Here is a 23,309-nt window from a genome sequence, read left to right on the forward strand (position 1 = left end):
GGGACGGCGGGCGCGGTGCGGTCCGGCGGGCGCGGCGCGGGCCGGCGAGGCGCGGGACGGGGCGGCGGTCTCAGCGGTCCGTCACCCGCATCTCGAACCAGGTGGTCTTCCCGCGTGGCAGCAGATCCACCCCCCAGCGGTCGGACAGCTTGTCGACCAGGAAGAGTCCGCGTCCGCTGACATCCGTCTCCTGGACCGGCATCAGGCAGGGCAGCCCCCTGGAGGGGTCGCGGACCTCGACGCGGATCCAGCCGGGGCGGCGGCGCATGTGGAGGCCGAAGACACGGGCGCCGGTGTGACGCACGGCGTTGCCCACCAGTTCGGAGACGAGCAGGACGGTGTCCTCCGTCACCCTGGAGGGCACCTTCCAGTGGCGCAGCGCCACCACCTGGGCCAGCCGGCGGGCGGTGGCGGCGGACTCGGGCCGGGACGGTAACCGGACCTCGCGCTCCGTCGGATCGCCGAACAGCTCCAGCGCCCTGAGCGCGTGTTCGTCCTCGACCGCCGGCGACCAGCGCGCCGCGGTCGCACGTCCGGCTCCCCGCGGCTGTTCCGTACCCTCCAGCCCCGCCATCCCCCCATCATGGCCGCCTTCGACGGGCTCCGGGGCCGTTCCCGGTGAATGCGCCGGAGCAAATCCGGAGCGCCACGAGGGCCGTGCGGCATGTGCCAGAGGCATTTCGATACCGCAAACAGCGTCATTGACCTGCGCGGACCGCCCGGCCGGGGACAGTCGCCGGCCTCCCTCGACGAGGCGCGCCCACGGGTGCGCCGGGGCTGCCACGAACGCCCGCCGAGGGATCCTGGATCAGGCACCGCGTCGATGCCGGTGCAGCGAGACGGTGTTCAGACGAACTTCGCCTTTCCGGGGCCCTCCTCCACGAAGCTGCGCATGCCGCGTTCGCGGTCCTCGGTGGCGAACAGACCTGCGAACCAGTTCCGTTCGACGGCGAGGCCGGTCTCGATGTCCGTCTCCAGGCCGGTGTCGATCGCCTCCTTCGCCGCGCGCAGCGCGATCGCGGGACCCTTGGCGAGGCGGGCGGCCCAGGCGTGCGCCTGCTCGTAGACCTCGGCGGCGGGCACCACGCGGTCCGCCAGGCCGATCGCCAGTGCCTCGTCGGCCTTCACCTGACGGCCGGTGAAGATCAGGTCCTTGGCCTTGGACGGGCCGACCAGCCGGGACAGGCGCTGGGTGCCGCCCGCGCCCGGGATCAGGCCGAGCAGGATCTCGGGCTGGCCGAACCTGGCGTTGTCCGCGGCGATGCGGAAGTCGGCGCACAGGGCGAGCTCGCAGCCGCCGCCCAGCGCGTAGCCCGTCACGGCGGCGACGACCGGCTTGGGGATGCGGGCCACCGCGGTGAAGGAGTCCTGGAGGGCACGGGCGCGCACGATCATCGCCGCGTGGTCCATCACCTGCATCTCCTTGATGTCCGCGCCCGCCGCGAACACCTTCTCGCCGCCGTGGATCACCACGGCGCGCACGTCCTCGCGCCGCGTGACCTCCTCGGCGAGCTCCTTCAGCCGGTCCTGCGTGGCGATGTCCAGCGCGTTCATGGGCGGGCGGTCCAGGCGCAGCGTGCCGACGCCGTCCGCGACTTCGAGATGTACGGTCATGCTCCGCAGGTTAGCGGGGGTTAACGGCTGCGGCCCCGGTGCCCTCGCTCACACCCGGCCGGGGGTCTGGGGGTCGCCCCCCAGGCGGGCACAGCGCGGGGGTTAACGGCTGCGGCTCTGGTGCCGTCGCTCACACCCGGCCGGGGGTCTGGGGGTCGCCCCCCAGGCAGGCACAGCGCGGGGGTCAACGGCTGCGGCTCTGGTGCCGTCGCTCACACCCGGCCGGGGGTCTGGGGGTCGCCCCCCAGGCAGGCACAGCGCGGGGGTCAACGGCTGCGGCCCCGGTGCCCTCGCTCACATCGAGGGCACCGGGGCCGTACGCGGCTCGCGCCGGAAGGGTCAGGCCTTCCACTGCTCCCAGGACATGTTCCAGCCGTTGAGGCCGTTGTCCGGGGCGATGGTCTCGTCGTCGGAGTTCTTGACGACCACCACGTCGCCGATGAGCGAGTTGTCGAAGAACCACGCGGCGGGCGTCTTGCCGTCCCAGCCGCCCTGCACGTCGCGCAGGCCGACGCAGCCGTGGCTGGCGTTGCGGTTGCCGAAGGCGTCGCCGCCCCAGTAGTTGCCGTGGATGAAGGTGCCGGAGGTGGACAGGCGCATGGCGTGCGGGACGTCCTTGATGTCGTACTCGCCGCCGTAGCCGACCGTCTCGCCGTTCATGCGGGTCACGGCGAGCTTCTCGGTGATGACCATCTGGCCGTTCCAGGTCTCGTACCCGGGGGCGCCCGTGGTGACCGGGACGGTCCTGAGGACCTTGTCGTCCCGCACGACCTGCATCGTGAGCTTCTTGGCGTCCACGACGGAGACCTGCTTGCGGCCGACGGTGAAGGAGACCGTCTTGCTCTGCTTGCCGTAGACGCCCTCGCGGCCCTCGACGCCGTCGAGGGCGAGGTCGACGGTGACCTTGGTGCCGGCCTGCCAGTACTTCTCCGGGCGGAAGTCCAGGCGGTCGTTGCCGAACCAGTGGCCCTCGACCTCGACGGCCGGCTCGGTCCTGATGCGGATGGCCTTCTCGACGTCCTCGGGGTGGGTGATGCCCCGGCTGAAGCGGATCGAGAACGGCATTCCGACACCGACCTTCGAACCGTCCTCGGGGGTGAAGGTGCCGATGAAGGTGTTCTTCGGCGTCAGCGTGGTGAAGCGGGAGTCCTCCGCCGCGGTGCGGCCCTCGGAGTCCTTGGCGACCGCGTGCACGGTGTACGCCGTGGAGGCGGCCAGGTGGGTGGACGGCGTCCAGGTGGCGCCGTCCCCGGATATCTTCCCCTCGACGGGGTCGCCCTCGGCGTCCTTGACGACGACCTCGGTGAGCTTCCCCTTGGCCGCGGCGACCTTGAGGGCGCCGCTGGTGTCGACGGCCTTCGCGCCGTTGGCGGGCGCGATGGTGACGACCGCCTCGGACTGCTTGCTCTGTGCGGCGGTGGCGCCCTCGGCGGACCCGTCCTTGCCGTTCCCGGCCCCCTGGTCCGCACCGCCCCCGCCGCACGCGCTCACCGCCAGCAGCACGCCGAGCACCAGCGCCGGCAGTCCCCTGCCGGTTCCCTTGCCGCTCCGCCCCCGGATGCCGACCGACGCCGTCCCGGATATCGGACGCACGTTCACCTTGTCTCCCCTCGCCGGGCCTGCTCCGGCCCGCGCCCCAGTGCGCACACTCGCGCACCGGCGCATCGTAACCGCAGGCCAGGGACGTTGCGGCCAAGGGAATTGTCACTGTTCCGTACCGAGTTGGCGCCGTGGGCCCGGGTCAGCGGACCGCGCTGCCCGCCTTCCAGGCCGTCCAATTCATGTTCCATCCGCCGAGGCCGTTGTCGGGGGCGACCGTCTTGTCCTTGCTGTGGACGACCTCGACGACGTCGCCGATCAGGCTGCGGTCGAAGAACCAGCCCGCCGGGGTGTCGGACCCGCCGCCCTTGACGTCGCGCAGGCCGACGCAGCCGTGGCTGACGTTGGCCCGGCCGAAGGTGTCGGCGGGCGCCCAATAGTTGCCGTGCAGGAAGGTGCCGGAGCTGGTGAGGCGGATGGCGTGCGGGACGTCCGGGATGTCGTACTCGCCGCCGAAGCCGACCGTGCGGCTGTTCATGCGGGTGACGTCGAGCATCTCGGCGACCACCATCTTGCCGTTGTAGGTGGGCGTCGTCGGTGCCCCGGCGGTGATCGGCACGGTGGCCAGCAGGGTGCCGTCCCGGCGCACCTCCATGGTCCGCTTGACGGCGTCGACGAGCGAGACCTGGCTGCGGCCGACGGTGAAGGAGATCGTCTTGTGCTGGAGCCCGTAGACCCCCGGCGCGCCCTCCACGTCCCGCAGCCTCAGGGCGACGGTGACCTTCGTGCCGGGCTTCCAGTACTCCTCGGGGCGGAAGTCGAGGCGGTCCTTGCCGAACCAGTGGGGGCGGATCTCGGTGGCGGGCTTCGCGGTCACCGAGACGGCGCGTTCCACGGCGGCGCGGTCGGTGATCTCGCGGTTGAACTCCAGCGAGACGATCATGCCGGTGCCGACGACCGAGCGGTTCTCGGGGGCGACGTAGCCGATGAAGCGTTCCTCGGGGACGTAGGTGGTGAAGGTGGTGTGCCGGGCGGAGCGGCGGCCGTGGCCGTCCAGGGCCACGGCGTCGACGGTGTACTTCGCGGCGAGGGCGAGCCGGCCGTCGTCGGGCTTCCAGCTGCGGCCGTCGGCGGAGATCCGGCCGGGCACCGGGGTCTCCTGCGCGTCCTGCGACCTGACGACCTTCACCGATTCCAGGCGCCCCTCGGGCACCCGCACCGACAGTTCCCGCTCCGGCCGGACGCCCTTGCTCGCGTCGTCGGGGGTGACGCGGATGACGTCCCCGGGAGCGGGCGGCTTGCCGAACACCTCCCCGAAGCCGGAGCTGATGCCGCTGCTGCCCGAGGTGCATCCGGCGACCCCGGCCAGCAGTCCTGCCCATGTCATGACGGCGGCCAGGACGGCCCCCGCGCGCCGTGCGCGCCCATGTACGTGCCTCACATCCACCCGTAACGACCGGCCGGCCCTGGGGAAACGTGAGTGCGAGCCACGTGGTGGGCAGAACAGTGGGGAGGACGACGCGACGGGGAGCAGCGGTCGGGACACCGTGCGCCCTTCTCCCGTCTCCGCTACGCCGTTCCACGAGCCGCAGGAGGCTGACAGGTGTCCAGCGCAGCCGAGCAGGAGGCGGTGGCCGGGAAGCGGGCCGCCGAGGACGGGCGCCCCGCCGTCGTGGTGAACGGCGCGCGGCGTGCCGCGCCGCCGCCCGCCGTGCCGGCCTGGCCGGGTACGCCGGTGCCGCTGGGCGCCCGGTTCCGGACGGGTCCGGACGGGGTGCCGGGGACCAACTTCGCCCTGTGGGCGGGCGGGGCGGAGGCGGTCGAGCTGTGCCTGTTCGACGAGCGGGGGCCCGGCGGCAGGGAGAGGCGGGTGCGGCTGACCGAGCTGACGCACGAGGTCTGGCACGGCTTCGTGCCGGGCGTGCTGCCCGGACAGCGCTACGGCTACCGGGTGCACGGCCGCTGGGACCCGTGGACCGGCGCCCGCTGGAACCCGGCGAAGCTGCTGCTCGACCCGTACGCCCGCGCGGTGGACGGCGAGTTCACGCTGCCGCCCGAGGTGTACGGGCACGTCCGCGACTGGCCCGAACAGCACGTGGCGGACACCGTGCGCGACGACCGGGACTCGGCCCCGTTCGTCCCCAAGGGCGTCGTCGTCCACGACGACGACGACTGGTCGGACGACCACAGGCCCAAGACGCCGTGGGCGGACTCGGTCATCTACGAGCTGCACGTGCGCGGTTTCACCAAGCTGCACCCCGGCATACCCGAGGAGCTGCGCGGCACGTACGCGGGCCTCGCGCACCCGGCGGCGACGGAGCACCTGGTGAGGCTGGGCGTGACGGCCGTCGAACTGCTGCCGGTGCACCAGTTCGCGCACGAGGACCACCTGCTGAAGCGGGGCCTGCGGAACTACTGGGGCTACAACTCGATCGGCTACTTCGCCCCGCACGCCGCCTACGCGGCCTCCGGCACCACCGGTGAGCAGGTCGGCGAGTTCAAGCGGATGGTGCGCGCGCTGCACGCGGCGGGCATCGAGGTCATCCTCGACGTGGTCTACAACCACACGGCGGAGGCGGGCGGGCTGGGCCCGACGCTGTCCCTGAAGGGCATCGACAACCGCGGCTACTACCGCCTCCAGCACGACGCGCGCCGCTACGCCGACTACACCGGCTGCGGCAACACCCTGCACGTCGTCCAGCCGCACGTCCTGCGCCTGATCACCGACTCGCTGCGGTACTGGGTGACGGAGATGGGCGTGGACGGCTTCCGCTTCGACCTGGCGGCGGCGCTGGCCCGCTCGATGCACGACGTCGACATGCTCTCCCCGTTCCTCGCGGTGATCGCGCAGGACCCGGTGCTGCGCCGGGTCAAGCTGATCGCCGAGCCGTGGGACGTCGGCTCGGGCGGCTACCAGGTGGGGGCGTTCCCGCCGCTGTGGACGGAGTGGAACGACCGCTACCGGGGCGCCGTACGGGACTTCTGGCGGCACGCCCTGCCGGACGTCCGGGAGATGGGCTACCGCCTGTCGGGCTCCAGCGACCTGTACGCCTGGGGCGGGCGGCGGCCGTACGCCTCGGTCAACTTCGTCACCGCGCACGACGGCTTCACGCTCCGCGACCTGGTGTCGTACGAGCGCAAGCACAACGAGGCCAACGGCGAGGGCAACCGGGACGGCGCGGACGACAACCGGTCCTGGAACTGCGGGGCGGAGGGCGAGACGGACGACGAGGGCGTGCGCGCGCTCAGGCGGCGCCAGCTGCGCAACCTGCTGACCACGCTGCTGCTGTCGACCGGCGTGCCGATGCTGGTCGCGGGCGACGAGATGGGGCGCACCCAGCGCGGCAACAACAACGCCTACTGCCAGGACAACGAGACCAGCTGGGTGGACTGGAGCCTGCTGGACGACCCGGACTGGCGCCCCCTGTTCGAACTGACCTCCCGGCTGATCGCGCTGCGCCACCGGCACCCGGTGCTGCGCCGCCGCGCCTTCTTCTCCGGCCGCGCGCACTCCGCGGACGGCCTGCGCGACCTGGCCTGGTTCACCGCGCGGGGCACGGAGATGACGGAGGACGACTGGTACGCCCCCGCCGCCACCCTCGGCATGTACCTGTCCGGGCGGGACATCCCCGGCCGGGACGAGCGCGGCGCGCCGATCACCGACGACAGCTTCCTGGCCCTCCTGCACGCCGGCGAGGAGCCGGTGGACTTCGTGCTGCCGGCGACGCCGTGGGCGGAGCGGTACGAGGTGGTCGTGGACACCGGCCGGGAGGAGCAGTCGCGGGCGCCGGGCGAGGAGTACGCGGCGGGGGGCCCGATCACGGTGCCGGCCCGGACGGCGCTGCTGCTCAGGGTGGGCTGAGCCGGTCCGCCCGGTGACCCGGTCGCGGCCGGGTCACCGCCCGAGGAACTCCAGCAGGTCGGCGTTGAGCCGGTCCCGGTGGGTGACGAACGGGCCGTGCCCGGCGTTCGGGTACTCGATCAGCTCCGCACCCGGCACGGTCCGGGCGGTGCGCCGGCCGGTGCGCTCGACGGCGCACGGGCCGTCCGGCCGGTGCCTCCGTACGACCCCCGGGGCCGACGAAAACTCGGTGGGCACTGTCCGTGGCGGACCGTAGGCTCGCTGCCGATGCCCACGACGCCCGTACCCGCCGAGAACCGTTCCGCCGTGCGTTCCCTGCTGCGGCTGTGGCCGTACGTCCGCCCCGTGCGGGCGCGGCTGTCGGCCGCCGCGTTCGTGGCGATCCTCGCCTCGTGCGTGGGGCTGGTGATCCCGCTCGTCCTCAAGTGGATGGTGGACGGGCCGGTCGCCGACCGGGACCCGGCGGGCGTGTGGCTCGGCGCGCTGTACCTGCTGCTGCTCGGGCTGGCGGAGGCGCTGCTGTTCGGGCTGCGGCGGTGGCTGGTGGCCCGGCCGCTCGCGGGCGTCGAGGCGGGGATGCGGGCGGATCTGTACCGGCGTCTGCAGCGGCTGCCGGTCGCCTTCCACGACCGGTGGGCCTCGGGGCAGCTGCTGTCCCGGGGGACGACGGATCTGATGCTGCTGCGCATGTTCCTCGCCTTCCCCCTGACGTTCCTGCTGGTCAACGGGGTCACGATCCTGGTCGGCGTGGGCATCATGCTGGTGCAGGACTGGTCGCTGGGGCTGGTCGTCCTCGGACCGGCCGTTCCGGTGATGATCACGTGCGCCGTCTTCGAGAAGAAGTACTCCGAGGTGGCGCGGCGCGCGCAGGACCAGGTCGGGGACCTGACGACCGTGGTCGAGGAGAGCGTGCTCGGCATCCGCATCATCAAGGGCTTCGGCAGGCACCGCAGCCAGGCCCGCGCCTTCCACGAGCTGTCGCACACGCTGCGGGGCACGGAGCTGCGCAAGGCGCGGCTGCTGGCGGCCATCTGGGCGGTCATCGTGACGCTGCCGGAGCTGGCGATCGGTGCGGCACTGGTGGTGGGGGCGGTGCAGGTGGCGGACGGGGAGCTGTCGGCGGGGACGCTGGTGGCGTTCCTGTCGACGGCGCTGGCGCTGCGGTGGCCGGTGGAGTCCATCGGGTTCCTGCTGGCGATGAGCCAGGAGGCGGCGACGGCCACGGACCGGTACTTCGAGGTGATGGACGCGGAGGTCGAGTCTCCGGGGGGTGTCGGTGACCGTGCGTCGGTGCCGGGGGGCGGGGAGCGCGACCCGGCGTCGCGGGGTGCCTCCCAGGCCGTTCGGGCACTGGGGGAGGCACGACCGCCCGCGGCTGGGCTCACATTCGAGAACGTCCGCTTCCGCTACCCCGACGCTCCCCCGGACTCCCCGCCCGTCCTCGACGGCGTCGACCTGCACGTCCGTCCCGGTGAGTCCATGGCCCTGGTCGGCGCGACCGGCAGTGGCAAGACCACGCTGACCGCGCTGATCCCCCGGCTGCACGAGGTGACCGAGGGCCGGATCACGCTGGACGGCGAGGACATCACCGCCCTGCCCCGCGAGGAGCTGCGCGCCCTGGTCGCCGTGGCCTTCGAGGAGCCCACGCTCTTCTCGGCGAGCGTCGGCGAGAACGTGCTGATGGGGGCCGGTGAGGGCGCCGGCTCCGACGCGCTGGAGCGGGCGCTCGCCGTCGCGCAGGCCGACTTCGTGCACGCCCTCCCCGAGGGCACCGACACCCAGGTGGGCGAGCAGGGCCTCAGTCTGTCCGGCGGGCAGCGTCAACGCCTCGCGCTCGCCCGGGCCGTGGTCGGGGAACCGAGGTTCCTCGTCCTCGACGACCCGCTGTCCGCGCTGGACGTGCACACGGAGGCCGCTGTCGAGGCCGCCCTGCGCCGGGTGCTCGCGGACACCACCGCGCTGATCGTGGCGCACCGCCCCTCCACCGTGCTGCTCGCCGACCGGGTGGCTCTGCTGTCCCGGGGTCGGATCGCCGCCGTCGGCACCCACCACGAACTGCTGCGCACGAACGCCGAGTACGCCCATCTGATGTCCGGCGCGGGCGAACAGGAGGAACACCGGCGATGACGGCCCCCCTCACATCCCCGCCCGCTCCCGGCGAGGCGGAGGATCCGCCCCGGTCCGGGGGCGCGGAGCACACCGGCGACGACTTCGACCGCGACGTCCTGCCCAGCCCTCCGGGCGCCACGGCGGCCCTGCTGCGCTCGTTGCTGGCGCCCCTGCGGGTCCGCGTCGCGGTCACGGTGCTGCTCCTGCTGCTCCAGCAGGCGGCCGTGCAGGCCGGTCCGCTGCTGGTGGCGTACGCCATCGACCGTGCCGTGCCGGCCTTCCGCGACCACGACCACGGTCCGCTGATCGCGGTCGGCGCCGGGTACCTGCTGTGCTCGCTGACCGCCGGTGCCCTGCAGTACGCGTTCATCGCCGCGTCCGCCCGCGTCAACCAGGACGTGCTGCTCGACCTCAGGGGCCGGATCTTCCGGCACGCGCAGGCGCTCAGCGTCGACTTCCACGAGCGCTACACGTCCGGGCGGCTCATCTCCCGCTCCACCACGGACGTGGAGTCGCTGCGGGAGCTGCTCAGCGAGGGACTGCAGGAGCTGATCACCGTCGTCCTGTCCTTCGTCTACATCTCGGCGATGCTGCTGTGGCTGGACCTCGGGCTCGGCGCGGTCGCGGTGGCCTCGTTCGTGCCGCTGTACGGGCTGGTGCGGACGTACCGGCGGCGCGCGGAGCGCGTGTACCGCAAGCGGTCCACGGCGATCGCGGCGGTGATCGTGAAGTTCGTGGAGACGATGAACGGCATCCGGCCGGTGCGCGCCTTCCGCCGGGAGGCCGCCAACGACGCCGACTTCGCCGTGCTGAACCGGCGGCACGAGCGGACCAACGGCGACGCGCTGCTGGAGATGGCCCGGTACGTCGTCGGCTCCCGGCTGGTCGCCAACACGGCCGTCGCGGGGATCGTGCTGTGGGGCGCGTACCGGGTCGCGGACGGCACGCTGGCGCTGGGCGTGCTGGCGGCGGCGGTGCTGTACCTGCGCCGGCTGTACGACCCGATCGACCGGCTCGGCATGTTCCTGAACTCCTACCAGTCGGCGGCGGCCTCGCTGGAGAAGATCGCCGGGCTGCTGGCGCAGACGCCGTCGGTGCCCGAGCCGGCCGCGCCGAAGGAGCTGCCTCCGCCGAGGTCCGAGCACCCCGGGCGCGAGGTCGTCTTCGACGCGGTCCGCTTCGGCTACCGCACCGGCGGCGAGGTGCTGCCCCGCTTCGACCTGACGATCCCGGCCGGGCAGACCGTCGCCGTGGTCGGCTCGACGGGTGCGGGCAAGTCGACGCTGGCCAAGCTGCTCGCCCGGTTCTACGACCCCTCCGGCGGGCGGGTCCTGCTGGACGGCACCGACCTGCGCGACCTGGCCGTGCCCGAACTGCGGCGCGGGGTGGTGATGGTGACGCAGGAGGCGTTCCTGTTCTCCGGCACGGTCGCCGAGAACATCGCCATCGGACGTCCGGAGGCGACGCGGGAGGAGATCGAGCGGGCCGCGAAGGCGATCGGCGCCCACGACTTCATCGCCGCGCTGCCCGACGGCTACGACACCGACGTCCGCAAGCGCGGCGGCCGGATCTCCGCGGGCCAGCGGCAACTGGTGGCGTTCGCGAGGGCGTTGCTCGCCGACCCGGCGGTGCTGATCCTGGACGAGGCGACCAGCTCGCTGGACGTCCCCGGGGAGCGGGCGGTGCAGCGGGCCATGGCGACGGTGCTGAAGGGCCGTACGGCGGTGGTGATCGCGCACCGGCTGTCGACGGTGGAGATCGCCGACCGGGTGCTGGTGATGGAGCACGGCCGGATCGTGGAGGACGGCGTCCCGGCCGACCTGATCGCGGGGGCGGGCCGGTTCGCGGACCTGCACCGGGCGTGGCGGGACAGTCTCGCGTGAACGGCGCCGGGGGGTGGCGCACGGGCGGCGCCTCGATCGACGCCCAAGAGGATCCGGGCACGCCCGACCTCCGGGGCGGCTGGCGGTACCTGTGGTGGCTGGTCGGGCGGCAGTGGCGGCGCTGTGCGGCGGGGGCGGTGCTCGCCAGCGTGTGGATGGTGCTGCTGGCGGCGACGCCGTACCTGATGGCGCGGGCGGTCGACCACGGGCTGGAGCCCGGTGACCCGGGCGCGCTGGCCGGCTGGACGGCGGCGCTGGTGGCGGCGGGGGCCGTCAACGCGGGGCTGGGCGTCCTGCGGCACCGCGTGATGACGCGGGTCCGGATGGACGCCAACTTCCGCACGGTCAAGGTGGTCGTCGGACACGCGACCCGGCTCGGCGCGGCGCTGCGGCGGCAGGTGGGGGCCGGTGAGGTCGTCACCATCGGGGTGGGCGACGTGCAGACGATCAGCCAGTCCCTGACGGCGGTCGGACCGGGCTTCGGGGCCGTCGTGGCGTACGCGGCCATCGGCGGTCTGGTGCTGTCGGTGTCGGTGCGGCTCGCCCTGGTGGTGCTGCTCGGGGTGCCGGTGCTGGGTGTCCTGATGGGGCCGCTGATGGGCCGGTTGCAGGGCCGGGAGACCGAGTACCGGGAGCGGCAGAGCGTGCTGACCGCGCGGATCGGCGACCTGGTGGGCGGGCTGCGGGTGCTGAACGGGCTGGGCGGCAAGAGCCTGGTCGCGGACGCCTTCCGGCGGGATTCGGCGCGGCTGCGCGAGCAGGGGTACCGGGTCGGGGCGGTGACGAGCTGGATCCAGGCCCTCGGGGTGGGGCTGCCGACGCTGTTCCTGGGGGTGGTGACCTGGTTGGGCGCCCGGCTGGCCGTGCGCGGGGAGATCAGCGTGGGCGAGCTGGTGTCGGTGTACGGCTATGTCGTGGCGCTGGGCTGGCCGGTGGTGTTCCTGATCGAGATGAGCCAGCAGCTCAACCGGGGCGTGGTGGCCGCCCGTCGGGTGGTCGCGTTCCTGCGGCTGGAGCCCGAGCCGGACGAGGGCACGCGTGACGCCCCGGCCGGGCCGTCGGTGCTGTACGACCCGGAGTCCGGGGTGCGGGTGCCGCCGGGGCGGCTGACCGTGCTGGCCGGGGCGCGGCCGGCCGACGCGGCCGCCGTGATCGACCGCCTCGGCCGGTACGCCCCCTCCGGCGTCACCTGGGGCGGCGTCCCCCTGGCCGAGATACCGCTGGCGCGGGTGCGGGAGCGCATCCTGGTGGCGGAGGCGGAGGCCGACCTGTTCGCGGGCACCCTGCGCGAGGTCCTCGGCGCCGGCGGATCGCGCCCCGGGGACGCGGACGACGACGGTGGGCGGCTCCGCCGCGCGGGCGCGGCCGGCCGTCACGAGCCCGCGGGGGGCCGGCGGCATGCCGGGGCGTCCGGGGCGTCCTCGGAGGCGCGCCTGTCCCGAGCCGTGAGCGCGGCCGCCGCCGACGACGTCGTCCGGGGTCTGCCGCAGGGGCTGGACACCCCCGTCGCCGCCCAGGGCCGCAGTCTCTCCGGCGGCCAGCGCCAGCGCGTCCGGCTCGCCCGCGCCCTGCTGGCCGACCCGGAGGTGCTGCTCGCCGTCGAGCCGACCTCCGCGCTGGACGCCCACACCGAGGCGACGGTGGCCGAGCGGCTGCGGACGGCGCGCGAGGGCCGTACGACCGTGCTGGCCGGCACGTCCCCGCTGGTGCTCGACCGGGCGGACGTCGTGCACTGGCTGGTCGACGGCAAGGTGGCGGCCACCGGCAGCCACCGCGAACTGCTCGACGCCGAGCCGGGGTACCGGCAGCTGGTCGCGCGGGACACCGAGGACGCTGAGGACACCGAGGACGCCCGGGACGCCCGGGGCGGGGAGGCCGTGCGATGACACCGCGGACACCGGACACGCCGGGACAGCTCCCCGTCGCCGAGCGCGCCGCCGTGCGCCGGGCGATGACCGGCCTGGTGCGCGCCGACGGGCGGGCGTTCGCCGCGCTGCTCGGCCTGAACGCGCTCGCGGCCCTGGCCGGGCTCGCCGGGCCGTGGCTGCTGGGCCGGATCGTGGACGAGGTGCGGGCCGGGGGCGGGGTGGACGCCGTGGACCGGATGGCGCTCGCCATCCTGCTCTGCTCGGCGGCCCAGCTGCTGCTGGCCCGCTGGGCCCGCTACGTGGGACACCGTTTCGGCGAGCGGACGCTGGCCCGGGTGCGGGAGCGGTTCGTGGACCGGGCCCTGGCGCTGCCGGCGTCCGCGGTGGAGCGTGCGGGCGCCGGGGACCTGACGACGCGGGGCACCGCCGATGTGACCACGGTCGGCACGACGCTGCGCGACACCGGTCCGGAGCTGCTGGTCAACGCCGTGCAGGCGCTGTTCCTCGGCGCCGCGGTGTTCGTGCTCTCCCCGCCGCTCGGCGTGGTCGCGCTGGTGCTGCTGATGCCGATCCGGTGGGCGCTGCGCTGGTACCTGCGGCGGGCCCGGGACGGCTACCTCGCCGAGGGGGCGGCCAACTCGGACGTCGCCGAGGTCGTAGCCTCGACGGTGGCGGGGGCCCGCACGATCGAGGCCTTCCGGCTGGCCGACCGGCGTGTCGCGACGAGCCGGAAGGCGCTGGAGGTCTCGCGGCGCGCCCGGTTCCGCACCCTGTACCTGCGCAGCGTGCTCTTCCCGGTGGTCGAGGTGTCCTACGTCGTGCCCGTGGGGGGCGTGCTGCTGACGGGCGGGGTCCTGCAGGCGTACGGAACGGTGAGCGTGGGGGCGGTGGTGGCCTGCGCGCTGTACCTCCAGCAGTTGACCGTGCCGCTCGACGAGGTGCTGATGCGGTTCGAGGAACTCCAGCGCAGCGGCGCCTCCTTCGCCCGGGTGGAGGGGCTGGCCCTGGCTCCGCGGGCCGCGGTGGACGATGCGGCGGTCCCGGCGGACGACCGCATCGACGTGTCCGGGGTGCGCTACTCCTACGACCGGGGCGGCGAGGTGCTGCGCGGGGTGGACCTGACCGTGCGGCCGGGTGAACGGCTGGCCGTCGTGGGGCCGTCCGGGGCGGGCAAGTCCACGCTGAGCCGGCTGCTGGCGGGTGTCGACGCGCCGGACGAGGGGTCGGTGACGGTGGGCGGGGTGCCCGTGGTCGCGCTCGCCCCGGAGCGGCTGCGCCGGCAGGTCGTGCTGGTCACCCAGGAGCACCACGTCTTCCTGGGCACGGTCCGCGACAACCTGCTCATCGCCGAGCCGGACGCGACCGACGACGCGCTGTGGGCCGCCCTCGCCGCGGTCGGCGCCGAGGAGTGGGTGCGGGAGCTGCCGGACGGCCTGGGCACCGAGCTGGGCGGCGACGGCGGCGGCCGCACCGACGGCTCCCGGGCCCAGCAACTCGCCCTCGCCCGGGTGGTTCTGGCCGATCCGCACACGCTGATCCTGGACGAGGCCACCGCCCTGCTGGATCCGACGACGGCCCGGCACACCGAGCGCGCGCTCGCCGCCGTCCTGGAGGGCCGTACGGTCATCGCCATCGCGCACCGGCTGCACACCGCGCACGACGCCGACCGCGTGGCCGTGATGGAGGACGGCCGGCTGACCGAACTCGGCACGCACGACGAGCTGGTGGCGGCCGGTGGCGCGTACGCGGCGCTGTGGGGGTCGTGGCACGGCCGGGCGCCCTCCGCCGGCGGTACGGCGGCGGCCGCCGACTGAGCGGGCGGTCAGTACGGGCACCTGAGGCAACGCATCCGTATATCGAACATGAACGCCCGGTCAACGAACGATTTCCGGCCAACTTACTGACGCGGTCCTGACAAGAGGCGGGATCTCCTGCCACTCTTCCCACGGCCGCTCCACAGCGCCCCCACAGCTTCCTGTCGGCGCCGCGCCGTGGCCAGCTCCTTGCACGTGGTTTCTGCGTACCACCGAGTTCTGCCCGGTCGGCTCACCCGCCGTCCGGTCTCCCCTGGCCGCGCGACCCGCGGCCACGCAGAAGGAGTCAGTGTTGAGCAGCAACACTCCCCACAGACGCACCTCCCACATCACGCACCGCCGGGCGGCGGGCGTCGCCCTCGCCGGTGTGGCCGCGCTGATCGCCACGGCCTTCCAGGCCGGCGGCGCCACCGCGGCCCCGCGGCCGGCCCCCGCCCCGGGCGCCGAGTCCGTCAAGCTCACCCCGGCCCAGCGCGCGGAACTGATCCGGGACGCCGACGCCGCCAAGGCCGCGACGGCCGAGGACCTGGGCCTGGGCGCCAAGGAGAAGCTGGTCGTCCGGGACGTGCTCAAGGACCGCGACGGCACGCTGCACACCCGCTACGAGCGGACCTACGACGGGCTGCCCGTCCTCGGCGGCGACCTGGTCGTCACCACCGCCGCGTCCGGGAGGACCGAGCGGGTCGTGAAGGCCACGGCCAAGGCCATCAAGCCGGCCACCGTGACGCCGAGGATCACCGCCGCCAAGGCCGAGCAGCAGGCGGTCTCCGCCGCGAAGGCCGCCGGCGCCGCGCGGCCGGACACCGACCGCGCCCCGCGCAAGGTGATCTGGGCGGGCAACGGCACGCCGGTCCTGGCGTACGAGACGGTCGTGGGCGGTCTCCAGGAGGACGGCACACCGAATGAGCTGCACGTCGTCACCGACGCGGCCACCGGCGCCAAGCTCTACGAGTACCAGGCGATCCACGAGGGCACCGGCAACACCATGTACAGCGGCACGGTGACGCTGGGCACCGCGCAGTCCGGGTCGTCGTACACGCTGACCGACACGACGCGCGGCAACCACAAGACGTACAACCTCAACCACGGCACGTCCGGCACCGGCACGCTCTACTCCGGCTCCGACGACACGTGGGGCAACGGCAGCGCGTCCAACACCGAGACCGCCGCCGCCGACGCCCACTACGGCGCCGCGCTGACCTGGGACTACTACAAGAACGTCCAGGGCCGCTCCGGCATCCGCGGCGACGGTGTGGGCGCGTACTCCCGCGTCCACTACGGCAACAACTACGTCAACGCCTTCTGGTCGGACAGCTGCTTCTGCATGACGTACGGCGACGGTTCGGGCAACACCCACCCGCTGACGTCCATCGACGTGGCCGCGCACGAGATGACCCACGGCGTCACCTCCAACACCGCGGGCCTGAACTACAGCGGCGAGTCCGGCGGTCTGAACGAGGCCACCAGCGACATCTTCGGCTCCTCGGTCGAGTTCTACGCGAACAACTCCTCGGACGTCGGTGACTACCTCATCGGCGAGGAGATCGACATCAACGGGGACGGCAGCCCGCTGCGCTACATGGACAAGCCGAGCAAGGACGGCGCGTCCAAGGACTCCTGGTACTCCGGCCTCGGCGGGATCGACGTCCACTACTCGTCGGGACCCGCGAACCACTTCTTCTACCTGCTGAGCGAGGGCAGCGGCACCAAGACCATCAACGGTGTCACCTACAACTCGCCCACCTCGGACGGTCTGCCGGTCACCGGCATCGGCCGCGCGAAGGCGGAGAAGATCTGGTTCCGCGCGCTGACCACGAAGTTCACGTCGACCACCAACTACGCGGGCGCCCGCACCGGCACCCTCGCGGCGACCGGTGAGCTGTACGGCACCGACAGCGCCGAGTACAAGGCGGTGCAGGACGCGTGGGCGGCCATCAACGTCGGCTCGCGCTCGGGCGGCGGTGGCGGCGGGGGCGGCACGACCGTCGAGAACACCACCAACGTGAACATCCCCGACTACGGGGCCGCGGTGACCTCCTCGATCACGGTCTCCGGCCGCACCGGCAACGCGCCGAGCAACCTCCAGGTGGGCGTGGACATCGTGCACACCTGGCGCGGTGACCTGCGGATCGACCTGGTGGCCCCGGACGGGTCGACGTACCGCCTGAAGAACAGCGGCTACGACCCGGCGGAGGACGTGCACGAGACCTACACGGTCAACGCCTCGTCCGAATCGGCCAACGGCACCTGGAAGCTGCGCGTCCAGGACCAGGGTCCGGCGGACACCGGCTACATCGACGCCTGGCGCCTCACCTTCCCGTAGGCCCGCCGGCCCGTCCGCGGGCCCGCACCGGCCCCACCCCAGTCAGGGCGCCGTCTCCGGAGGTTCGACTCCCCGGGGCGGCGCCCTCCCCATGCCCCCCTTTTTTTGCCAAGCCCATGCACGGGCGGGATTGCGGTTTTGCCGAGGTCACGCCGGTTCACATGCCCGCAACATTCACCCGGACGTCTACTTTCGGCCAACATCATTCGACCCCGATGACATGTACGCGGCGTCAGTGCCACTCTTCCGTCACCCGCCGCACAACTTCGCAGTCAACGCCGGCCGGCCACCCCACGCCGCCCGGACTCCCCACCGAAGGAGCTTGTGTGTCCTCCCTCTTCGCGCGCCACAAGCGCAGCACGCTGGCCGTCGCCACCGCCGTCGCGGCCGGCGCGCTGCTCACCACCGGCCTGACCGCCGGCAGCGCCACCGCCGACACCGCCGCGCCGAAGGCCCTGCCGGGCGCCCCGGTGCTGCTGTCGGACTCCGCCCGCACCGCGCTCATCCAGGAGCAGCAGCAGTCCGCCGCCTCGACGGCGCGGCAGATAGGCCTCGGCGCCCAGGAGAAGCTGGTCGTCAAGGACGTCGTCCGGGACGTCGACGGCACCGTCCACACCCGTTACGAGCGCACCTACGAGGGGCTGCCGGTCCTCGGCGGCGACCTCGTCGTGCACCAGGCGAAGTCCGGCGCGACCCAGGGCGTGACCAGAGCGACGAACGCCGCCATCAAGGTCGCCACGGTGACGCCGAAGATCACCGCGGCCAAGGCCCAGCAGCAGGCGCTGGTCGCCGCGAAGGACGCCGGGTCGTCGCAGACCGCGGCCGGCTCCGCGCCCCGCAAGGTGATCTGGGCGGCCGACGGCAAGCCGGTCCTCGCCTACGAGACCGTCGTCGGCGGCCTCCAGGACGACGGCACCCCCAACGAGCTGCACGTCATCACCGACGCCGCCACCGGCGCCAAGCTGCACGAGTACCAGGGCATCGAGACGGGCTCCGGCAGGAGCCTGTACTCGGGCACGGTCACCCTCGGCACCTACAAGTCGGGGTCGACGTACCAGCTCTACGACACCGGGCGCGGCGGCCACAAGACGTACAACCTGGCCCGCAGGACCTCCGGCACCGGCACGCTGTTCACCGACGCCGACGACGTGTGGGGCACCGGCTCCGCCTCCAGCTCCTCCAGCGACCAGACGGCCGCCGTGGACGCCGCCTACGGCGCGCAGGTCACCTGGGACTTCTACAAGAACACCTTCGGCCGCAACGGCATCAAGAACGACGGCAAGGCCGCCTACTCCCGGGTCCACTACGGCAGCCAGTACGTCAACGCGTTCTGGGACGACAGCTGCTTCTGCATGACCTACGGCGACGGCTACGGCAACACGAACCCGCTGACCTCGCTGGACGTGGCCGGGCACGAGATGAGCCACGGCGTCACCTCCAACACCGCCGGCCTCAACTACAGCGGCGAGTCCGGCGGCCTCAACGAGGCCACCAGCGACATCTTCGGCACCGGTGTGGAGTACTACGCCAACAACGCCGCCGACAAGGGCGACTACCTCATCGGCGAGAAGATCGACATCAACGGCGACGGCACCCCGCTGCGCTACATGGACCGGCCCAGCAAGGACGGCGCGTCCAGGGACTACTGGTCCTCCAGCCTCGGCAGCGTCGACGTGCACTACTCGTCGGGCCCGGCCAACCACTTCTTCTTCCTGCTCGCCGAGGGCAGCGGGGCGAAGACCATCGACGGGGTCAGCTACAACTCCCCGACGTACAACGGCTCCACCGTCACCGGCATCGGCCGCGCCAAGGCGCTGCAGATCTGGTACAAGGCGCTGACCACGTACATGACGTCGACGACCAACTACAAGGGCGCCCGCACGGCGACCCTGAACGCGGCCTCGTCCCTGTACGGCTCGACCAGCACCGAGTACAAGGCGGTGGCCGCGGCCTGGTCCGCGATCAACGTGAACTGACCGGTACGGGCACCGGCACGGCGGGCGGCACCCGGAACCACCGGTTCCCGGGTGCCGCCCTACCCTTGGTACCCATGTCCTTCACGTACGACGACGTCGGCGCCACCCGCGAGCAGGACCGCTGCCCGCCCGGCTTCCGCCCCATGCGCGTACGCACGCGCCTCGGGGAGGGCGAACCGGTGTTCCGGCGGGCGGCCGAGGCCCTGCTCACCTGGGAGATGCACCGGGCGATGGGCGTCGGCATCGACGCGAGCGCGGACCGCGCCGCACCGGGCGTCGACGTCACCGTCACCCTCGCCGGGATGATCAAGGCGCCCTGCCGGGTGGTGTGGACGCTGGAGGAGCACCGCCGGGCCGGCTGGGCGTACGGCACGCTGCCCGGCCACCCCGAGTCCGGCGAGGAGGCCTTCGTCGTGGACCGCACCGGCGACGGCACGGTCTGGCTGACCGTGACCGCCTTCAGCCGCCCGGCCAAGTGGTACGCGAAGGCCGGCGGGCCGGCGACCCGGGGTTTCCAGCACGCCTACGCCCGCCGGTGCGGCACCGTCCTGCGGCGGCTGAGCGGCGGCGGGGACGAGGACTGAACCCCACTCCCGCCACCGCCGCCGCCCCCCACCGGCACGGGCGCTCCCGGGGCGCTCACCTCATCAGCAGCCCCGCCGCCTCCCCCAGCTCGTCCGACGGCACCGCGACCAGCCCCGCCTCCGCCGGGGAGGCCAGCAGCCGGTGCGCGGGCAGGATGCGGACCGTGTAGCCGAAGGGACCGGTGCGGTCCAGCGCGAGCGGGCCCTCGTACACCCAGCGGCCCTCCAGGTCGGGTCCGCCCACCGGTTTCAGCGGCACGGCCGTCGCGTCGGTGATGCGGTCCTCGGAGTCCACCCGGCCGGAGACCGCCTGCACCTCCACGTCGTCCGGGGCGAGGTCGCCGAGGTTCACCCGCACCCGCAGCCCGAGCGTCGAGCCGAGCTCCGCCGTGGCGGCGGGCGCGGACGTCTCGACGTGGTCGACGCTCACGCCGGGCCAGGCCGCCCGCAGCCGGGCCTTCCACTCGGCGAGCGCCCGGGCGGAGTCCGGGTCCATCGCGCGGTGCGCCTCGGCCGCCGGGGCGTACAGCCGCTCGACGTACTCCCGGACCATGCGGCCGGCCAGCACCTTCGGCCCGAGCAGGCTCAGGGTCCTGCGGACCATCTCGATCCACCGGTCGGGCAGCCCGCTCGCGCCCCGCTCGTAGAAGCGGGGGGTGATCCGCTGCTCCAGCAGGTCGTAGAGGGCGTCGGCCTCTACGGCGTCGCGCCGGTCGGCGTCGTTCCCCACTGCCGAAAGCGTGGGGGTGCCCCCACCCGCGCCGTCGGCGGTGGGGATCGCCCAGCCGAAGTCGGGCTGGTACCACTCGTCCCACCAGCCGTCCAGCACGGACAGGTTGAGGCAGCCGTTGAGCGCCGCCTTCATGCCGGAGGTGCCGCAGGCCTCCAGGGGCCGCAGCGGGTTGTTCAGCCAGATGTCGCAGCCGGGGTAGAGCTTCTGCGCCATCGCCATGCCGTAGTCGGGCAGGAACACGATGCGGTGCCGCACCCGCGGGTCGTCCGCGAACCGCACCAGCTCCTGCACCAGCCGCTTGCCTCCGTCGTCCGCCGGGTGCGCCTTGCCGGCGACGACGATCTGGACCGGCCGCTCGGGGTGCAGCAGCAGCTCCGTCAGCCGCTCGCGGTCGCGCAGCATCAGCGTCAGGCGCTTGTACGACGGGACGCGCCGCGCGAACCCGATGGTGAGCACGTCCGGGTCGAGGACGTCGTCGATCCAGCCCAGCTCGGCCGTCCCCGCGCCGCGCTGCCGCCAGGAGGCGCGCAGCCGTTCCCGCACCTCCTGGACCAGCTGCTCGCGCAGGGTGCGGCGCAGCTCCCAGATGTCCTGGTCGGGGATGTCGGCGACGGAGTCCCACCGGTCCGAGCCGCCCACGGCCAGGGCGTCCTCGGCGCGCTGGACGCCGATCTGCCGGGCGCCGAGCCGGAACACCTCGGGGGCGACCCAGGTCGGGGCGTGCACACCGTTGGTGACGGAGGTGATCGGCACCTCGTCGGCGTCGAAACCGGGCCACAGGCCGGAGAACATCTCCCGGCTGACGCCGCCGTGCAGCAGGGAGACGCCGTTGGCGCGCTGGGCGAGGCGCAGGCCCATCACGGCCATGTTGAACAGGCCCGGTTCGCCTCCGGGGTAGGTCTCCATGCCGAGCCCGAGGACGCGCTCGACGTCGATGCGCGGGAGTTCGGCGCCGGGGCCGAAGTGGCGGGCGACCAGGTCGCGGTCGAAGCGGTCGATGCCGGCCGGGACGGGCGTGTGGGTGGTGAAGACGGTGCCCGCCCGGACCGCCTCCAGTGCCGATGCGAACTCCAGGCCGCGGTCGCAGAGTTCGGCGATGCGTTCCAGGCCGAGGAAGCCGGCGTGGCCCTCGTTGGTGTGGAACACCTCCGGCTCGGCGTGGCCGGTGAGCCGGCAGTACGTCCGTACCGCCCGGACACCTCCTATGCCCAGCAGCATCTCCTGGAGGAGCCGGTGCTCGCTGCCGCCGCCGTAGAGCCGGTCGGTGACGCCGCGTTCGCCGAGGTCGTTCTCCTCGACGTCCGAGTCCAGGAGCAGCAGCGGGACGCGGCCGACCTGGGCCAGCCAGATCCGGGCCCGCAGCTCCCGGCCGCCGGGCAGCGCGAGGGCGACGTGGGCGGGGGTGCCGTCGGACTCCTTGAGCAGGGCCAGCGGCAGCTCGTGGGGGTCGAGGACGGGGTAGTGCTCCTGCTGCCAGCCGTCCCGGGACAGGGACTGGCGGAAGTAGCCGTGCCGGTAGAGCAGGCCGACGCCGACCAGCGGCACCCCGAGGTCGCTGGCCGCCTTGAGGTGGTCGCCGGCCAGGATGCCGAGGCCGCCGGAGTACTGGGGCAGGGCGGCGGTGATGCCGAACTCGGGTGAGAAGTAGGCGACGGCGGCGGGCGGCCGGCCCGGCTGGGCCTGGTACCAGCGGTCGCCGGTCATGTAGTGGTCGAGGTCGTCGGCCACCCCGGCCAGCCGGCGCAGGAACCGGCGGTCCTCGGACAGCTCGGCCAGGCGCGCGGCCGGGACGGTGCCGAGCAGCCGTACCGGGTCGCGGCCGCAGGCGGCCCAACGCTCGGGGTCGACGGACTGGAAGAGGTCGCGGGTCTCCGCGTGCCAGGACCAGCGCAGGTTGCGGGCCAGCTCGCTGAGCGGCCGGAGGGGATCGGGGAGAACGGGACGGACGGTCAGTCGACGGATCGCCTTCACACTCCACCTCTGCGCGTTCGCTCGATTGGACGGGGTGTGTGTTACCTCGTCGCTCACGACGTTACCGGCGCCGCCATGTCCCTCGCCGGGAGCTTCGCCCCGTGACCTCCGAATCGGCCCGAACGGCCTCGCCCCGGGCGCCGGTACGGGCCGGCCCGTACCGGCGTGTCGATATGGCCGGATCTTTCCCCATCGGCCTCCTTGTGGCACGTCGTCCCGCACGAAAAGCTGCACATGTCGCGGGGGCACTGATTGCGGGAGCGCCGCGCGGGAAGGCGTTCGGTCAGGGCCCACCGCATGTGTCGACATACGCGCGAGTAGTTAACAAAGTGCCGGATTGCCCACCCGAACAGTGGGGGAAGGCTCCTGCGGTACGCACAGGCAAACACCCCGCAGGACCCACCTCCCCGGAAAACCATCCGCCCACCCTCGTTGACGCGGACAGGAGCGGTCATGCCCGCCACGCACCACTCGTCAGTCCCCACCGCACCCGGCGCCGGAGCGGTCCCCGGGCGCCAGGCCGAGGCCGGCCCGGCGGTTCCGGAACCGTCCTCGGCCGAGGGCTCGACCGCCGTCGGGCGCATCCCCGTCCTCGACGTGCGCCCCGTCGTCCGGCACGGGCGTCGGCCCGCCAAGGCCGTGACCGGCGAGGCGTTCGAGATATCGGCCACCGTGTTCCGGGAGGGCCACGACGCGGTGGCGGCCAACGTCGTGCTGAAGGACCCCGAGGGCCGTCCGGGCCCGTGGACGCCGATGCGGGAGCTGGCCCCGGGCACCGACCGCTGGGGGGCCACGGTGACCGCCGGGGAGCCCGGCCTGTGGTCGTACACCGTCGAGGCGTGGGGTGATCCGGTCACCACCTGGCGGCACCACGCGCGGATCAAGATCCCGGCCGGCCTCGACACGGAGCTGGTCCTGGAGGAGGGTGCGCGGCTGTACGAGCGCGCCGCCGCGGACGTGCCGGAGAGCGGGGGGCGCCGGGACCTGCTCGCCGCCGTCGACGCGCTGCGGGACGGGACGCGTCCGGCCGCGT

15 protein-coding genes are annotated in these 23,309 nt (G+C 73.4%); 9 read left to right on the forward strand and 6 right to left on the reverse strand.

The window, feature by feature from the left end:
- Positions 1-70: 70 nt before the first annotated feature.
- The 4 genes from JHAT_RS31540 to JHAT_RS31555 form a co-directional block, all read right to left on the reverse strand.
- Positions 71-574 carry an ATP-binding protein gene (locus JHAT_RS31540; protein ID WP_171991151.1) on the reverse strand — a complete coding sequence of 168 codons (504 nt, stop codon included), beginning with the start codon at positions 572-574 and terminating at the stop codon, positions 71-73.
- A 272-nt stretch (positions 575-846) separates the two neighbouring features.
- Positions 847-1,614, reverse strand: a complete 768-nt coding sequence (locus JHAT_RS31545; protein ID WP_077801706.1) for an enoyl-CoA hydratase/isomerase family protein — start codon at positions 1,612-1,614, stop codon at positions 847-849.
- 339 nt (positions 1,615-1,953) lie between these two features.
- Complete coding sequence (locus tag JHAT_RS31550; RefSeq protein ID WP_253195671.1) at positions 1,954-3,213, reverse strand: Ig-like domain-containing protein; 1,260 nt, start codon at positions 3,211-3,213, stop codon at positions 1,954-1,956.
- Between the two features lie 142 nt (positions 3,214-3,355).
- A complete protein-coding gene (locus tag JHAT_RS31555) occupies positions 3,356-4,594 on the reverse strand; it encodes an Ig-like domain-containing protein (protein ID WP_077801708.1) in 1,239 nt (412 codons plus the stop codon).
- 162 nt (positions 4,595-4,756) lie between these two features.
- Here JHAT_RS31555 and glgX point away from each other — a divergent pair, with 162 nt between their 5' ends.
- Positions 4,757-7,015: a glycogen debranching protein GlgX gene (gene glgX, locus JHAT_RS31560; protein ID WP_077801709.1), complete on the forward strand. Its 2,259-nt coding sequence runs from the start codon at positions 4,757-4,759 to the stop codon at positions 7,013-7,015.
- 33 nt (positions 7,016-7,048) lie between these two features.
- Here the strand turns inward: glgX and JHAT_RS31565 are convergent, their stop codons facing one another.
- Positions 7,049-7,252, reverse strand: a complete 204-nt coding sequence (locus JHAT_RS31565) for an alpha/beta fold hydrolase (protein ID WP_107482083.1) — start codon at positions 7,250-7,252, stop codon at positions 7,049-7,051.
- A 30-nt stretch (positions 7,253-7,282) separates the two neighbouring features.
- Here JHAT_RS31565 and JHAT_RS31570 point away from each other — a divergent pair, with 30 nt between their 5' ends.
- The 7 genes from JHAT_RS31570 (at position 7,283) to JHAT_RS31600 (ending at position 19,572) form a co-directional block, all read left to right on the forward strand.
- Positions 7,283-9,142: an ABC transporter ATP-binding protein gene (locus JHAT_RS31570; protein WP_077801711.1), complete on the forward strand. Its 1,860-nt coding sequence runs from the start codon at positions 7,283-7,285 to the stop codon at positions 9,140-9,142.
- On the forward strand, positions 9,139-11,007 hold the full coding sequence (locus JHAT_RS31575) for an ABC transporter ATP-binding protein (RefSeq protein WP_077801712.1): 1,869 nt from the start codon (positions 9,139-9,141) through the stop codon (positions 11,005-11,007). Before JHAT_RS31570 ends, JHAT_RS31575 begins: the two co-directional genes overlap by 4 nt.
- The gene (locus tag JHAT_RS31580; protein WP_253195672.1) at positions 11,004-12,893 is read left to right on the forward strand and encodes an ABC transporter ATP-binding protein; all 1,890 of its coding nucleotides are present in this window, start codon (positions 11,004-11,006) and stop codon (positions 12,891-12,893) included. Before JHAT_RS31575 ends, JHAT_RS31580 begins: the two co-directional genes overlap by 4 nt.
- Positions 12,890-14,689 carry an ABC transporter ATP-binding protein gene (locus tag JHAT_RS31585; RefSeq protein WP_077801713.1) on the forward strand — a complete coding sequence of 600 codons (1,800 nt, stop codon included), beginning with the start codon at positions 12,890-12,892 and terminating at the stop codon, positions 14,687-14,689. The genes JHAT_RS31580 and JHAT_RS31585 overlap by 4 nt, the downstream gene beginning before the upstream one ends.
- 292 nt (positions 14,690-14,981) lie before the next feature.
- Positions 14,982-17,012: a M4 family metallopeptidase gene (locus JHAT_RS31590; RefSeq protein ID WP_171991152.1), complete on the forward strand. Its 2,031-nt coding sequence runs from the start codon at positions 14,982-14,984 to the stop codon at positions 17,010-17,012.
- Between the two features lie 326 nt (positions 17,013-17,338).
- Positions 17,339-18,988, forward strand: coding sequence for a M4 family metallopeptidase (locus JHAT_RS31595; protein WP_077801715.1), 1,650 nt, complete (start codon positions 17,339-17,341; stop codon positions 18,986-18,988).
- Positions 18,989-19,062: 74 nt separating this feature from the next.
- The gene (locus JHAT_RS31600) at positions 19,063-19,572 is read left to right on the forward strand and encodes a DUF1990 family protein (protein ID WP_077801716.1); all 510 of its coding nucleotides are present in this window, start codon (positions 19,063-19,065) and stop codon (positions 19,570-19,572) included.
- A gap of 55 nt (positions 19,573-19,627) precedes the next feature.
- On the opposite strand, the gene JHAT_RS31605 is transcribed toward JHAT_RS31600, so the two are convergent.
- Positions 19,628-22,276 (reverse strand): glycosyltransferase family 1 protein, encoded by a 2,649-nt coding sequence (locus JHAT_RS31605; RefSeq protein WP_077801717.1) that lies wholly within the window; start codon positions 22,274-22,276, stop codon positions 19,628-19,630.
- 453 nt (positions 22,277-22,729) lie between these two features.
- Between JHAT_RS31605 and JHAT_RS31610 the strand changes: the two genes are divergently transcribed.
- Positions 22,730-23,309 (forward strand): maltotransferase domain-containing protein (locus JHAT_RS31610; protein WP_143660558.1); only part of this gene is annotated, 580 nt, incomplete at its 3' end.

Source organism: Streptomyces sp. JHA26, from assembly GCF_002005565.1.
Lineage (GTDB): Bacteria > Actinomycetota > Actinomycetes > Streptomycetales > Streptomycetaceae > Streptomyces.